Source organism: Phycisphaerales bacterium, from assembly GCA_035627955.1.
Lineage (GTDB): Bacteria > Planctomycetota > Phycisphaerae > Phycisphaerales > UBA1924 > JAEYTB01.
This window is the reverse complement of record DASPKU010000006.1, coordinates 1-14,885: the sequence shown is the minus strand read 5'-3', so window position 1 is coordinate 14,885 and position 14,885 is coordinate 1. Positions and strand designations below refer to the sequence as shown.

The following is a 14,885-nucleotide window of genomic DNA, read 5'->3' as shown; positions in this document are numbered from 1 at the left end:
CGAGATGAGGACATCTCGGTGGCACCGTCACTGGTTCGACACGAGCTTCTGGCTTTGTTCGACGAACTGGTCGCCGGTCCACTGGGTGTCTTTGGTGACCATGCCGTCGACGCGGGCGCGGTCGGCGGCGCGGGCCGCGGCTTGGCGCTGCACGAGGTCCGCGTGGGTGGTGAAGTACTGGAGGGAGTGGCCGCGGAAGTCGGTGATCGACTTGAAGCCGTGGGCGTCCATGAAGGCGGAGAGGCCTTTGGTGAGTTCGTGGATGAGCTTGTAGCCGTGGATCATGACGCCGGTACAGACCTGGACGGTGTCGGCGCCTAAGAGGATGAACTGCGCGGCGTCCTCGCCGGTCTCAACGCCGCCGATGGCGGAGAGGGAACGGCCGGGAAACTCCCGCTGCATCATGCGTTCGCATTCCATGACCATGCGGAGGGCGATCGGGCGGACGGCGCGGCAGGAGTAGCCGCCGGGCGTGGTGTAGCCCTCGACGGTGGGCTCGGGGCGGAGTGTCTTCAGGTCCACGCCCATCACGCACAGGATGGTGTTGATCGCGGAGATGCCCTCGCAGCCGGCCTTCAGGGCGGCGCGGGCGGGGTCTTCGATATGGGTGATGTTGGGCGTCATCTTGGCCCACACGGGGACGGATGCGGCGCTGTTGACCCACGAGCAGACCTCGTGGAGGAGCTCGGGGTTCTGGCCCATGGCGGAGCCCATCTTGCGTTCGGGCAGGCCGTGGGGGCAGGAGAAGTTGAGCTCAAACGCGTCGACGCCGGCTTCCTGGCAGCGTTCGATAATCTCGACCCACGCGTCCTTGCGGTACTCCTCCATGACGGAGGCGATGAGGACGCGGTCGGGGTACTTCTGCTTGAGCTGCTTGAACTCCTCGATCCAGGTGTCGAAGGGGCGGTCGGAGATGAGCTCGATGTTCTGCCAGCCGATGATTTCTTTTTGCACGCGCATGCGGGCGTAGCGCGGCTGGACATTGATGACCTTGCCCGCGTCGAGCGAGACGGTCTTGGCGATGACCGCGCCCCAGCCCTCGTCGAAGGCCTTGCCGATGACGTTGGCGTTGGTGCCGGGGGGGCCACTCCCAATGACGAAGGGGTTGGGGAGTTTCAGCCCATCGACGGTGACGCTGAGGTCGGCCATGCGGGAAGACTACCAGCCGGCGGGGTGGATGGAACCTGACTTGGTGAACCCGGCAGGAATCGGGCTTCACGGGGCGGTGGCAGAATCCAGCAGCGGATACAAACCCCCTGTCGGTCGTGGGGCCGGGGGAAACACCCCCGTGGTGTTGGCCGGTGTGTTGGCAGGTTGGCCGCGGGGCCATGGAGGATGCCGATGCGTATCGCGCAGGTCGCGCCTCTGATCGAGAGCGTACCGCCCCCGCTGTACGGCGGGACGGAGCGGGTGGTGTCGTGGTTGACGGAGGAGCTGGTGGCGCAGGGTCACGAGGTGACGCTGTTCGCCAGCGGGGACAGCCAGACACGGGCGCGGCTGGTGCCGGGGTGCAGCAAGGCGCTGCGGCTGCACCCGACGTTTACCGAGGTGGCGATCCCGCACCTCTTGATGTACGAGAAGCTGGCGCGGATGGCTCGCGAGTTTGACCTGGTGCACTTCCACAGCGACTGGGCGGGGTTCACGTTCTCGCGCCGGCTGAGCGTACCCAGCGTGTTCACGATGCACGGGCGGATGGACCTGCCGGACCTCCCCCCACTGCTGCGGGAGTACGGCGAGGTGCCGCTGGTGTCGATCAGCAACTCGCAGCGGCACCCGCTGGAGTGGGCCAACTGGGCGGGCACGGTTCATCACGGGCTGCCTGGCGACCTGTACCGATATGGACAGGGCAAGGGCGGGTACCTGGCGTTTTGCGGGCGGGTCTCAGCGGAGAAGCGGCTGGACCTGGCGATCCGCATCGCGCAGACGGCGGGGATGGAGCTGCTCATCGCGGCCAAGGTAGACAAGCCGGACTACGAGCACTTTGACCGCGTGATCAAGCCGATGCTGAACGTGCACGGCGTGCACTTCATCGGGGAGATCGGGGATCACCAGAAGACGGACTTCTTCGGGAACGCGGCGGCGCTGCTGTTCCCGATCGACTGGCCCGAGCCGTTCGGGCTGGTGATGATCGAGGCGATGGCGTGCGGGACGCCGGTGATTGCGTACCCGCGCGGGAGCGTGCCGGAGATCATCGACCATGGGGTGACGGGCTTCATCGTGGAGTCGGTGGACGAGGCGGTGGAAGCGATCGGGCGGCTGTCGAGCTTTGACCGGCGCCGCTGCCGTGAGCGGTTCGAGGAGCGGTTCACGGCCCGCCGGATGGCGCGGGACTACCTGGAGGTGTACCGGCGGCTGGCGGGGCGGCAGAGCCTGGCGCGCACGGCGAGCTTCGGGGCGGGGGCCTGGAGCGTGCCGGGTTTGCAGGGAGGGCATGGGGGGCACGCGGGGCGTGACGCGACGGCGCGGGGGAACTGGTCGGCGGGGCACAGCTGGGGCCGGAGCGTGGCATGGACGAGGTGATCCACGTCGGTGACCGCTTCTACGTGCTGGGCTCCAAGCTGAGCGACGAGCCCACGCTGGTGCTGAAGGAGGGCGACACGTTCGCCATCTTCGGGCACTCCGGGGACATCGACTCGCGGCTGCAGAAGAGCCAGGGGCTGGTGCACGCGGGGATGCGGCACCTGTCGCGGTACGAGCTGCGGCTGAACGGGCTGCGGCCGCTGCTGCTGGGGGCGGGGGTGTCGCGGGACAACACGACCGCGCTGATGGACCTTACCAACCCGGACATCGTCGAGGGCGGAACGGTGGTGCTGGAGCGGGGCACGCTGCACATCCGGCGCGAGCGGGTGGTGCTGCACGACTCGATGCTCGATGCGCTGACGGTGTCCAACTACTCGCTGTCGCCAGTGACGGTGCACCTGACGCTGACCTTCGAGTGCGACTTCACGGACATCTTCGAGGTGCGCGGCACGGCGCGGCCTCGCAAGGGGGCGATCGGCGAGCCGGGGTTCCACGACACGGGCGTGACGCACGCGTACACGGGGCTTGACGGGCGCTTGCGGCAGAGCCGCGTGTGCTGCGAGCCGCCGGCGGACCGTGTGACGGCGCGGGAGATGACGTTCGTGGCGCACCTGGAGCCGCACGCGCAGCGGCGGTGGGACGTGAGCGTGCGGTGCCGGCCGTCTGCGGGGGCGGGGCCAAGGTTCGAGGAGGCGTACGCGGGGGTACAGGCGGAGGCCGAGCAGTTCCGCGCGATGGCGGATGCCCGGAGCAGCGACGAGCACATGGACGCGTGGCTGCAGCGGTCGCTGGCGGACGTGCGGATGCTGCTGGCGGGAACGGAGCACGGGCTGTACCCCTTCGCGGGCGTGCCGTGGTACTCGACGGTTTTCGGGCGCGACGGGATCATCACGGCGATGCAGATGCTGAGCCTGCACCCTGAGATCGCGGCGGGGGTGCTGCGGTACCTGGCGGCGCTGCAGGCGGACGGGTACGACTCGGCGCGGGACGCGGAGCCGGGGAAGATCCTGCACGAGCGGCGGACCAACGAGATGGCGCTGACGGGGGAGGTGCCGTTCGCGCAGTACTACGGGAGCGTGGACAGCACGCCGCTGTTCGTGATGCTGGCGGGGGCGTACTACCAGCGGACGGCGGACCGGGCGCTGATCGAGAGCATCTGGCCGAATATCGAGCGGGCCCTGGCGTGGATCGACCGCGATGGCGACGTGGATAAGGACGGGCTCGTTGAGTACGCCCAGCGCTCGAAGGAGGGGCTGAGCAACCAGGGGTGGAAGGACTCGCACGACGCGATCTTCCACGAGGATGGGCCCTTCCCGCCGGCGCCGATTGCGCTGTGCGAGGTGCAGGGGTATGTGTTCGAGGCCAAGCGCTCGGCGGCGATGCTGGCGCGGATGATGGGGAACCACACGCGGGCGGTGGAGCTGATGCAGCAGGCGGACCGGCTCAAAGCCCAGTTCGAGGCGCAGTTCTGGGTGGAGGAGCTGGGGACGTACGCGATCGCGCTGGACGGGCTGAAGCGGCCGTGCCGGGTGGCGTCGAGCAACGCGGGGCACTGCCTGTGGACGGGGATCGCGGATGAGGCGCGGGCGGCGCGGGTGCGGGATCAGCTGATGAGCCCGAAGATGTTCACGGGGTGGGGGATCCGGACGATCGTGAAGGGGGCGGCGCGGTACAACCCGATGAGCTACCACAACGGGAGCATCTGGCCGCACGACAACGGGATCATCGGGGCGGGGTTCGCGCGGTACGAGTTCCGGGATGCGGCGCTGGCGCTTTTCCGAGCGTGGTTCGAGGCGGCGTCGATGATTGATCTGCACCGGCTGCCGGAGGTGTGCTGCGGGTTTGAGCGGCGGCCGGGGCGTGGGCCGACGCCCTACCCGGTTGCGTGCTCGCCGCAGGCGTGGGCCGCGGGGAGCGTGTTCATGCTGCTGGAGGCGTGCCTGGGGCTGGTGGTCGATGGGGTGCACGGGCTGGTGCGGTTTGATCGGCCGATGCTGCCGGCGTGCGTGGAGGACCTGATGCTGCGGAACGTGCGGGTGGGGCCGCACGTGGCGGACATCCGGCTGCGGCGGAACCGGGGCGGGGTGCAGGTGGTGGTAGATCGGAAGGCGGGGAACCTGGATGTGGTGGTGAGGAAGTAGGTCGAAACCGGAAACCGGAAAGCGGAAACCGGAAAGCGGAGACAGAAGGCAAGGAGGCTGAGATGGCGTTTGCACTGGGTCGGCGCGGGCGGGGGCGGGGGATTGGGTTGAGCCCGCGGATCATCATCGCGGTGGTGATTGCGCTGGTGTCGGTGGTCGGGTACTTCGGGAACCGGGCGCTGAACCCGGTGACGGGGCGGAAGCAGTCCCTGGCGCTGACGGCGGACCAGGAGGTGGCGCTGGGGTTGCAGGCGGCGCCGGAGATGGCCGCGCAGTTTGGCGGGTTGTCGCGGAGCGCGGAGGGGACGCGGCTGGTGAAGGACGTGGGGTTTGAGATTCTGCAGGCGGTGGGCGACGCGGCGGGGACGTACCGGTTTGACTTCCACCTGCTGGCGGACCCCAAGACAGTGAACGCGTTCGCGCTGCCGGGCGGGCAGATCTTCATCACGGAGGCGCTGCTGACGAGGCTGGAGACGCGGGGGCAGCTCGCGGGCGTGCTGGGGCACGAGGCGGGGCACGTGCTGGCGCGTCACAGCAGCGAGCAGATGGCGAAAGCGAAACTGACGCAGGGGCTGACGGGGGCGGCGGTGGTTGGGGCGAGTGACTCGCGGGGCGGGGGGTACACGGCCGCGGCGGTGGCGTCGTTCGTGGGTCAGTTCGCGCTGCTGAAGTACTCGCGCGAGCACGAGCTGGAGAGCGACCGGCTGGGGGTGCGGTTCATGGTGAAGGCGGGGTATGACCCGCGGGCGATGATCGAGGTGATGCGGATTCTCGAGCAGGCGAGCGGCGGGCCGAGCAACCGGCCGGAGTTTTCGCAGACGCACCCCAACCCCGGGAACCGGATCAAGGAGATCGAGCGGGCGATCGCGGAGGAGTTCCCGGAGGGGGTGCCGGAGGGGTTGCAGAAGTAGGAGCGACAGGACTCATAGGACTCATGGGAGTCATAGGAGTCGGGGGAGTGATCGCACGATCACTTTCGCGCTTCGATCATCTCGGCGATCTCGGTCATGGTCTTGGCGCGGCGGGCAGTGAGGTCGCTTGCGTCGGCCTTGGTGGCGGCCGTCAGCTCGGCGCGCGCTCTCTTGGTGTCGCCGTTCATCAGGTGGACGCGGGCGCTGGTGACGTGGAGGGCGGCCTGGGCTTCGGGGCTCAGCGTGATGTTGTTGTCCTTGAGCAGGCGCGCGAAGCGGTCGAGGTCGGTGAGGGACTTCTGGCGGGCGGTGGCACGCTGGTCGGCGTCGGACTCGCGCCGGGCCTTTTCGAGGTTGGTGACGGCGCGGAGGAGGATGGCGTCGCGGTTGGTGGCGTCGGTGGAGGCCGCGGCGTTGATCTCGTTGAGGCCCTTCTCCCAGGCGCGCCCGGCGTCCTCGATCTTGCTCTGCGCGAAAATAGAGCCGGTGCGGAGGACGCGGGTGAAGCCGCGCCAGGCGATGGCGGCGGCGTCGTCGGGCTTGGAGTCGATTTTTTTGTCGAGCACGCTGATGACGGCGTCGAGCTTGGCCGGTGAGCGGAGGCCCGCAAGCAGGTCGGGCTTGATCTCCTGCACGAGCGGGGAGTCGAGGATCACGAGCGCGGCCTTGGCCGACTCGATGACCGTGTTCTCGGCGCTCTGGTTCAGGCGGGCCATGGCGTCGGTGGCCTTGTCGCCCGCGAGCTTCTTGTACTTCTCGGCCTTCTCGGCGTCGCCGGCCTTGGACGCGGCCTGGTAGAGCCACGCGTACATCTCCTGCTTGAACGCGGCGTCGACGGCGTCGAGGTTCTTGCCGAAGAGCTCGAGCGCGGTCTCGAGGTCCCCCACTGCTGTTTCGGCGGCCTCCTTGCTGGAGGCGGGCATGGGGTCGTGCAGGGAGGACTCGAGCATGGTCTTGCCGCGGACGATGCGGACAGAGACGTTGTCGGGGGCGAGGCTGACGGCCTTGTTGAGGCCGCTCTTGCCCTCGCTCCAGAGCTGCATGCCCTTGCGGAAGTCGCCGGACTGGAAGGCGTCGCCGCACTGGGCGGCCTTGCCCGAGGAGTTCCAGGCGAGGGCCTCGACGTTGTTGGGGTCCTTGGCGAGGATGTCGTCGGTGGCCTTCATGGCGCGGCCCATGGCGTCCTTGTCGCCGTTGAAGCCGGAGATGAAGTCGTCGAGGGTCGCCTGCGGGACCGCCCCCGTCGAGGTGGGGCGCACGGCGTCGACGGACTTGGGCTCTCCCTTGGTCCCGGGCTGGGCCTGCGCAAGAGTTGCCGGGGCGAGGGAGAGAGCGGCGGCGATGGCGATGAGAGCGGAAGGACGCATGGGCGGGCCTCCAAACGGGGTGGAGCACGATTCTACGGAAAAGTGCTCGGGTGATTACAGGACGCGTTGCCGCCGCTCACGAACAGGCTGGCGCACTCGTCGTGCATAATCACTCCGCGGTGGGCATCTCCGGTGGTATGCTGGGGTGCGAAGGGAAGGGGTGCGGCCGCGGAACGCGGCAGGGCCCTGTGCCCACGACACCATGCCCGACCAGACCACTAAACCCGCCGCGGCGCGAGTGCCGCGATTGAGCATCGAGGCTCGCGAGGCCGAGCTGGAGCTTGAGCGCGCGAAGGCGCGGGCGGCGAGCAAGGCGGCGGAGCGGGCGCAGGTGATTGAGAAGGTGAAGGTCGCGGCGGGGTCGAGAGAGCCGCTGGACCAGAAGCTGCGGATCGCGATCGTGGCGGCGGCGGTGTTCATCGTGATCCTGACGCTGCTGCTGGGCAGCGCGCCGGTGAAGATCGTCGCGTGCGTGATGTGCCTTGGGATGCTGCAGGGGCTGTGGCGCGGGGCGAGCGAGCTGGTGGGGATCGTGGCTTCGTCGCTGGTCGCGGTGATCGTGGCGCCGCCGATGGGGCGGGCGCTCGAGGGTGTGACGGCGGGGTTCACGGGCAACGACGGGCTGCTGAACCGGATGGTGGCGGTGGCACTCGTAGGGCTGCTGATCGTAATCGTCGGGTCGGTGCTGGTGAGCGTGGTGGCGAAGCGGCAGCTGAAGAAGCACCCGGGGTGGGTCCGGTGGAACTCGATCGCGGGCGCGGGGCTGGGGCTTATCGAGGGCATCATCCTGGGCATGGCCATCCTGTGGACGCCGCTGGCGCTGGAGCCGATCGCGGCGACGCAACTGGCGGAGGCGGATGCGGAGACCGCGAGCCCGGTGGCGGAGGGGATTCGGTCGTTCGCGGGGCGGGTGCGGGACTCTTCGCTGGGGAAAGTGGCGGAGGCGACGAACCCGATCGAGGGCTCGCGGCTGCTGTCGCTGGCGAACGACTTCATCGCGGTGGCGCGGGATGAGGACGCGATGGAGTACTTCATGGGCACGCCGGTGATGCAGGAGCTCGCGAGCCTGCCCAGCGTCAATCAGGCGCGGGAGCGGATCGGCGCGGACGCGGAGCTGACGGGCGTGCTGAAGGACCAGGGCGTGAGCGTCGAGGTGCTCAACCAGGTGCTCAAGAGCCGCACGATCCTTGAGGTGTTCGACCAGACGACCGTGGTGGCGGACCTGAGCCCAAGGGCCGAGCGGCTGGTGGCGGCGATCGGCGAGGCCAAGGCCCGCATCGGGCTGCCTCGGACGCCGGCGGCCCCGCCGTCGCGGCGCTAACGACAGAGAACCGACACAGCCTTGACGCTAAACTTGGCCCTGCCCGGGTCGCCTCATCTGTGGGGGCGGGCGGGGTCTTCGTACTGAGGAACGTCATGGCTCACCCAGGCAAGTCCACCGGCAACCCCAACGACTTCATCCTGCCCGACCTCGGCGAGGGCGTTCACGAGGCCGAGCTGATCAAGTGGCGGGTGGAGGTCGGGCAGAAGGTCAACGAGCACGACATCCTCGCGGAGATGGAGACGGATAAGGCGCTGGTGGAGGTGCCCAGCCCGCGGACGGGCGTGATCGCGGCCCTGCACGGCAAGCCGGGGGAGATCCTGCATGTGGGGAATCCGCTGGTGACGTACGAGGGTGCGGGTGGGGCGGCCTCGAGCGGTCCGGCGGCGGGGCGGATGAGCGAGCCGAAGGCGGAGAAGAGCAAGGCTTCGTCCAATGGGACGCATGCGCCGGCGGCAGCGCCGTCGCCAGTGGCGGAGCCCGCGGGGGAGCGCGAGGATGCGGGGACGGTGGTGGGTCAGATGAGCGGGTCGCTGGGCGGGGTTTCGGCGGCGCCGGGGAAGGCGCTGGCGACGCCGGCGGTGCGGCGCCTGGCGCGGGACCTTGGCGTGGACATCGATACGTGCAGCGGCACGGGTATTGGTGGGCGGGTGCTGGAGAAGGATGTGCGGGCAATGGCTGGCGGCGGCGGTCGGGCTGCTGCTCCGTCGCGCGGACATGGTGGTCACGCCGGGCACAGCGATGTGGCTCCGATGGACGCGAGCGAGCCGCACAGCAGCGTGGTGGCGGATCGGCGGAGTGCGCCGGCTCCGCGCGTGCCGGCGGCGGTGAGCGGGGGGAGCACGAGCATGCAGTGCCATGCTCGTGGCACACAGGATGAGACCACGCGGATTCCGTTCCGCGGCGTGCGGCGGACGATCGCGAACCGGCTGAAGGAGTCGATCGCGCAGACGGTGCACTTCACGGTGATGGACGAGGCGGACGTGACGGCGCTGGACAGCCTGCGTCGCAAGCTGGCCGCGGCGAGCGGGGAGAAGGTGTCGTTCCTTCCGTTCGTGGCGAGCGCGGTGTGCCGCGTGCTGCAGGACCCGCGGTTCCGCGTGCTCAACAGCACCACGGACGACAAGGCCGAGGAGATCGTGCAGCACCGCAGCGTGAGCCTGGGCATCGCGACGGACACGGACACGGGGCTGATGGTGCCGGTGATCCGGGATACCGACCGCCTTGGCGTGCTGGAGATTGGGCGGGCGATTTCGCAGATCGCGGACGCGGCCCGTACGCGGAGCATCCCGCGCGAGCAGCTGATGGGCTCGACGTTCACGATCTCGAATGTCGGGAGCCACGCGGGGCGGTTTGCGACGCCGATCATCAACTACCCGGAGGTCGGCATCCTGGCCGTGGGACGCGGGCGCGAGGGGATGGTGGTGAACAAGGGGTCGTTCCGCGTGGGGCTGCTGCTGCCGCTGTCGCTGGCGTGCGACCACCGCGTGGTGGACGGGGCCACGGCGGCGCTGGCGCTGGCGGAGGTGATCAGGCTGCTGCAGGAGCCTGATGGGCTGCTGGGGCCGGCGCGGGGGTGAGGGCCTGAAGATAGGTCGTATAGGTCCTGCAGGTCCTATAGGTCGTCTAGGTCCTTTGGGACCGCACTGCGCTCAGCGAGTGCGGTCGCCGTTATCCTTGTCCCCCCAGAAAATCAGCCACACCGCCCCGCCGGCAATCACCAGTGCGACCGCGGGGTGTCTGGCCGCGGGGAGCCAGCTGAGGAGCACGCCGGTGGCCATGAGGATCATGCCGGCGCGCCGGATGAACGGGCGCCAGCTCATGCGGCGTGGGGTGGCGCGGTTGGCGGCGATGCCGGCGTAGCCGCACTCGGGGCAGGGGGCGCGTGGTGGGATGCCGGCGCGGTCGAAGCCGCAGGCGGGGCAGAGGGGGAAGGCGTCGGGCGGGTCGATGGTGTCGCCGACGTCGACCTCGCTCCAGTCGATGTCGACCGAGTCCTGCTTGATGGAGCGAAGCTGGGCGAGGGCACGCTCGCGGTCGGCGGCGCGGACCATGACCTTGGCGGAATCGATGACGTTGGCGCCGCCGAGGATCACGTTTGCGGCGCCGGTGTAGACCCGGGCGGGGATGCCGGCATCCTCGAGGGACGCGGCGATGGTGCTGGCCTCGAACTCCGTGCGGGTTTCCTTGAGCACGACAAGTTCATCGGGGTCCTTCGGCACGCGGGGAGGGTAGGTCGTCTGTCCGATCACTTGGTCCTGCGGAGTGGGGCGTGGGCGTGCGGCGGGGCTGATACGCTTGGACCGATGTCCAGCGAGGGCGCGACGGCGGTCACCATCGGCAACTTCGACGGCGTGCACCTGGGGCACGCCGCGCTGGTGCGGCGCTGCCGTGAACTGGCGGGTGGCGGGCCGGTGCGGGTGCTGTCGTTCGATCCGCACCCGATGACGCTGCTGCGGCCGCAGAGTGCGCCGGCGCGGCTGTCGGGCTTCGAGCAGCGGGAGGCTTGGCTGCGCGGGCTGGGGGCGGATGAGGTGGTGCGGCTCACGCCGGACGAGTCGCTACTGAACAAGTCGGCGCGGGAGTTCGTGGTGTGGCTGGTGGAGCGGTACCGGCCGCGGTTTGTGGTGGAGGGTGACGACTTCCACTTCGGCAAGGGGCGGTTGGGGAATAACGACACGCTGCGCGCCCTTGGCGGCGAGCTCGGATTCGAGGTTGATGTGGTGCCGCCGGTGGAGGTCGCGCTGGGCGACGACCTGATCGTGCGGGCCAGCAGCAGCATCGTGCGGTGGCTGATCACCCAGGGGCGGGTGGCTGACGCGGGGCGTGTGCTGGGACGGGCGTACGAGGTGGCGGGTGTCGTGCGGCAGGGGGACCAGCGCGGGCGGACGATCGGCTACCCCACGGCCAATCTTTCGACGGAGCAGCTGCTGCCGGCCGACGGGGTGTACGCGGCGTACGCGGTGCTGCCGAATGCGCGCCGGTACGCGTGCGCGGTGAACGTAGGTACACGCCCCACTTTCGAGGGCGTGGAGCGGCGGCTGGAGGCGTACGTGCTCGAGGCGCCGGCATCGGGGCTCGAGGGGTACAACTGGCGGCTGCGGGTGCAGCTGGTCGCGTGGGTGCGCGAGGACCTCAAGTTCGATGATGTGCCGTCGCTGGTGCGGCAGATCGAGCGCGACTGCGCGCGCGTGCGCGACCTGCTGGCGGTGCACGAGCGGCGGACGGTGGTGCGCCCCCACTCTTTCCTGATGTGCGGCATGGGCAGCAACAACACTCCACAGGGAACTACCGCTTGACGACGTGGGCTACGAACTCGACGCTGGAGCAGATCGCGGCACGCCTGCGGGCGGCGCGCAAGGTAGTGGTGCTGACGCACGTGAAGCCCGATGGTGACGCGATCGGCTCGACGATGGGGCTGGTGCGGGCGCTGAACAAGCCGCGGGAATGGTCGAAGGGACCGGTTGCGGAGGCGTGGTACTTCGGGCCAACGCCGCCCTGGCTGGCGGATGTGGCGGGGGACACTCCCTACCGCGCACTGGCGGAGAATGGGCCGCCGGAGGTGGAGGGTGTGGATGCGGTCGCGGTGCTCGACACCGGGTCGTGGTCGCAGCTGGAGGCGGTGCACCAGTGGCTAGGGCCCCGGCGCGAGATGACGGTGCTGGTGGATCACCATGTGCAGGGCGACCCGGAGGTGGCGGGGCACCGCGTGATTGACACGGGCGCCGCGGCGGTGTGCCAGCCGGTGGCGGAGCTGTGCCGCATCTTGCTGGGTGTCGCGGACCGCACGAAGCTGCCGGCTGATGTGGCGGAGCCGCTGTACCTGGGGCTGTGCACGGACACGGGGTGGTTTCGGCACAGCAATGTGTCGCGCGGGGTGATGGTCACCGCCGGCGACCTGCTGGAGGCGGGGGCGGACCACGTGAAGCTGTACCAGGCAGTCGAGCAGCGCGAGAGCGTGACGCGGCTGCGGCTGCTGTCGCGGGCGCTTGCGACGCTGGAGCTGCACGACAACGAGCGGCTGGCGTTGATGAGCCTGACGAAGAGGGACTATGCGGAGACGGGTGCGCAGCCGGGCGAGTCGGGCGGTTTTGTTGACTTCGGGCAATCGCTCGCGACGGTGGAGGTGACGTGCCTGCTCACAGAGGCCACGGCGAGCGACTACGGGCCGGGGGCGGACACGAAGGGGCCCCTCACGAAGATCAGCCTGCGGAGCAAGGCGAGCGGGCACGAGGTGGACGTCAACCGCATCGCGAAGGCGCTGGGCGGGGGCGGGCACGTGCGGGCGGCGGGGGCGCGGACGAACAAGTCCATCGAGGACACCAAGGCGGAGGTGATCCGCCTGGTGCAGGAGCAGACGAGGGGATGAGCGGGGCGCACGAGAGTTCGGGGGGAGGCGAGTCGGGCGCAGGGCGTGGGCCGCGTGGCGCGCGGGGGGCGCGGCTGCGCGGCGATCACCCGCGGGGCGTGCGGCCGGAGTCCCGCCCCACGCTGCGGGTGTTTGCGACGACGCTGTGGGAGTTTCCGAGCCAGCACTACACGCACACGAGCCCGCCGGGGAAGGGCCTGCGGACGATGCAGGGGCACAAGGACTACGTGGGGGCGACACCCTCGTGGGTCATCTGGCAGCTGCTGCAGCGGTACACGCGCGAGAACGATGTGGTGGTCGACCCGATGTGCGGGAGCGGAACGACGCTGGATGTGTGCGAGGACACGGGGCGGAAGGGTGTGGGGTTTGACCTGGCGCCGTCGCGCCCGGACATCCGGCAGGCGGACGCTCGTCGCATCCCGGTGCCGGACGCGTCGGCGGACTTCGTGTTCATCGACCCGCCCTATTCGACGCACGTGGATTATTCGGACGACCCCCGCTGCATCGGCAAGCTCGACAGCGGCGGCGAGGACGATGGCGCGGCGTACTACAAGGCCATGTCACAGGTGATCGGCGAGATCAGCCGCGTGCTGAAGGACCGCCGGTATATGGCCCTGTACGTGAGCGACTCGTTCCGCAAGAAGAAGGGCGTGGCCGGGGCGGGTGTGGGCGGGGGGCAGTTCATGCCCATCGGCTTCGAGCTGTTCGCGATCATGAGGCGGCACTTCGTGCCGGTGGACATCATCGCGGTGGTGCGGCACAACCAGAAGCTGACCAAGGGCAACTGGCGGAAGGCGGCGGAGGAGGGGAACTTCTTTCTCCGCGGTTTCAACTACCTGTTCATCATGAAGAAGGACAGCCGCCGAACGCCGGATGAGCGGCGTTCATAGAGGCTGCATCCGCGTCAGGTACGCTTGTCGCGATTGCAACAGGCGGACGCTTCCAACATGGAGGGGGCGGGCGGCGGCACTCCCGGAGGGTGGCGGTGGGTGCTGCTGATCGCGATCGTGGTGGTGGCGGTGCTGTCGGGGCTGTTCTCCATTTTCGCGGTGACGCGGTTCCGGGCGGCCGAGGCGTGGGTTCAGCACACGATCACGGTGCAGGCGCAGCTGGAGACAATCAGGACGCGGCTGCTGGGGGCTGAGAGCGCGCAGCGCGGGTACCTCATCACGGGCGGGCAGGGCGAGCTGGATCAGTTCCACGCTCGCGCGGCCGAGGTGATGGTGCCGATTGATGCGGTCCGCATGCTGACAAGAGACAACCCTTCGCAGCAGCGGCGGATCGCCGAGGTGGAACGGCTCGCGCGGGGCCGGCTGGAGCACCTCGAGGCCACGGTGCGGCTACGCGCGTCTGGCGAGCAGGACGCGGCGATCGAGCGGATTCGGCGCGGCGACGGGAAGCTGCTCACGGTCGAGGTCCTGCGGCTGACGGAAGAGGGCATCGCGGAGGAGGCGCGTCTGCTGGAGGCCCGCAACCGCACGGCGAGCGCTACGGGGACCATCGCGACGGTGCTCAGCGCGATTACGTTGGGCGCGTGCGTGGCCCTCGTGGTGCTCGGGGTAGTGGTCAGCCGCGACCTGGTGCGGGCCAACGAGGCGACGCGGGCGGCGAATGCACAGCTGGAGCGGCGGGTGCAGGAGCGGACGAGGGAGTTGCAGGACGCGAACCAGGGGCTGGAGTCCTTCGGGTACAGCGTGTCGCACGACCTGCGGGCGCCGCTGCGATCCGTGCATGGCTTTGCCTCGGCCCTGCGCGAGGACTACTCGGAGCAGCTGCCGGCGGAAGGGGTGGCGTATATCGCCAGGATTCAGGCCGCGGCGTCGCGGATGGACCAGCTGATCCAGGACCTTCTGAACTACAGCCGGCTCTCGCGGGCGCAGGTGCAGGTGCGGCCGGTGTCTCTGACAAAGGCGATCGAGCAGGCGCTGGCGCAGGCCACGCCGCCGGCGGGCACGCCGCCGCCAGTGGACGTGCGCGTCGGGCCCGACCTGGTAATGGCGGAGTCGGTGGTGCTGACGCAGGTGCTGACGAACCTGATCACGAATGCGCTGAAGTTCACCAGGCCCGGCGAGTCGCCCAGGGTGGCGGTCACATCGGTCATGCAGGCGGGCGTGGTGCGGGTCAGCGTTCGGGACGAGGGGATTGGAATCGACCCCGAACACCACGACCGCATCTTCCGCGTGTTCGAGCGCCTGCACAACACCGAGCAGTACCCCGGCACGGGCATCGGCCTGGCGATCGTGCACAAGGGGGTGG

General features: G+C 69.4%; 12 protein-coding genes. 9 read left to right on the top strand and 3 right to left on the bottom strand.

Annotation, left to right across the window (positions count from 1 at the left end):
• Positions 1-27: 27 nt before the first annotated feature.
• A complete protein-coding gene (preA, locus tag VD997_04530) occupies positions 28-1,149 on the bottom strand; it encodes an NAD-dependent dihydropyrimidine dehydrogenase subunit PreA (protein ID HYE61242.1) in 1,122 nt (373 codons plus the stop codon).
• 192 nt (positions 1,150-1,341) lie between these two features.
• Here preA and VD997_04525 point away from each other — a divergent pair, with 192 nt between their 5' ends.
• The 3 genes from VD997_04525 (at position 1,342) to VD997_04515 (ending at position 5,572) form a co-directional block, all read left to right on the top strand.
• The gene (locus VD997_04525; GenBank protein HYE61241.1) at positions 1,342-2,520 is read left to right on the top strand and encodes a glycosyltransferase family 4 protein; all 1,179 of its coding nucleotides are present in this window, start codon (positions 1,342-1,344) and stop codon (positions 2,518-2,520) included.
• Positions 2,508-4,661 (top strand): amylo-alpha-1,6-glucosidase, encoded by a 2,154-nt coding sequence (locus tag VD997_04520; GenBank protein HYE61240.1) that lies wholly within the window; start codon positions 2,508-2,510, stop codon positions 4,659-4,661. Before VD997_04525 ends, VD997_04520 begins: the two co-directional genes overlap by 13 nt.
• Positions 4,662-4,723: 62 nt before the next feature.
• Positions 4,724-5,572: a M48 family metallopeptidase gene (locus tag VD997_04515; protein ID HYE61239.1), complete on the top strand. Its 849-nt coding sequence runs from the start codon at positions 4,724-4,726 to the stop codon at positions 5,570-5,572.
• A gap of 59 nt (positions 5,573-5,631) precedes the next feature.
• Here the strand turns inward: VD997_04515 and VD997_04510 are convergent, their stop codons facing one another.
• On the bottom strand, positions 5,632-6,939 hold the full coding sequence (locus VD997_04510; protein HYE61238.1) for a hypothetical protein: 1,308 nt from the start codon (positions 6,937-6,939) through the stop codon (positions 5,632-5,634).
• A gap of 202 nt (positions 6,940-7,141) precedes the next feature.
• Here VD997_04510 and VD997_04505 point away from each other — a divergent pair, with 202 nt between their 5' ends.
• Both VD997_04505 and VD997_04500 read left to right on the top strand, forming a co-directional pair.
• Positions 7,142-8,260, top strand: a complete 1,119-nt coding sequence (locus VD997_04505; protein HYE61237.1) for a CvpA family protein — start codon at positions 7,142-7,144, stop codon at positions 8,258-8,260.
• A 95-nt stretch (positions 8,261-8,355) separates the two neighbouring features.
• A complete protein-coding gene (locus VD997_04500; protein ID HYE61236.1) occupies positions 8,356-9,840 on the top strand; it encodes a dihydrolipoamide acetyltransferase family protein in 1,485 nt (494 codons plus the stop codon).
• 72 nt (positions 9,841-9,912) lie between these two features.
• On the opposite strand, the gene VD997_04495 is transcribed toward VD997_04500, so the two are convergent.
• Entirely contained in the window at positions 9,913-10,482 is a 570-nt protein-coding gene (locus tag VD997_04495) for a DUF2007 domain-containing protein (protein ID HYE61235.1), read from the bottom strand.
• 84 nt (positions 10,483-10,566) lie between these two features.
• Here VD997_04495 and VD997_04490 point away from each other — a divergent pair, with 84 nt between their 5' ends.
• The 4 genes from VD997_04490 to VD997_04475 form a co-directional block, all read left to right on the top strand.
• Positions 10,567-11,559, top strand: a complete 993-nt coding sequence (locus VD997_04490) for a bifunctional riboflavin kinase/FMN adenylyltransferase (protein HYE61234.1) — start codon at positions 10,567-10,569, stop codon at positions 11,557-11,559.
• Entirely contained in the window at positions 11,556-12,629 is a 1,074-nt protein-coding gene (locus tag VD997_04485; GenBank protein HYE61233.1) for a bifunctional oligoribonuclease/PAP phosphatase NrnA, read from the top strand. The genes VD997_04490 and VD997_04485 overlap by 4 nt, the downstream gene beginning before the upstream one ends.
• Entirely contained in the window at positions 12,626-13,519 is an 894-nt protein-coding gene (locus tag VD997_04480) for a DNA methyltransferase (protein HYE61232.1), read from the top strand. Before VD997_04485 ends, VD997_04480 begins: the two co-directional genes overlap by 4 nt.
• Positions 13,520-13,552: 33 nt before the next feature.
• Positions 13,553-14,885, top strand: a 1,333-nt coding sequence (locus tag VD997_04475) for a CHASE3 domain-containing protein (protein HYE61231.1), incomplete at its 3' end; no start/stop codon positions are given.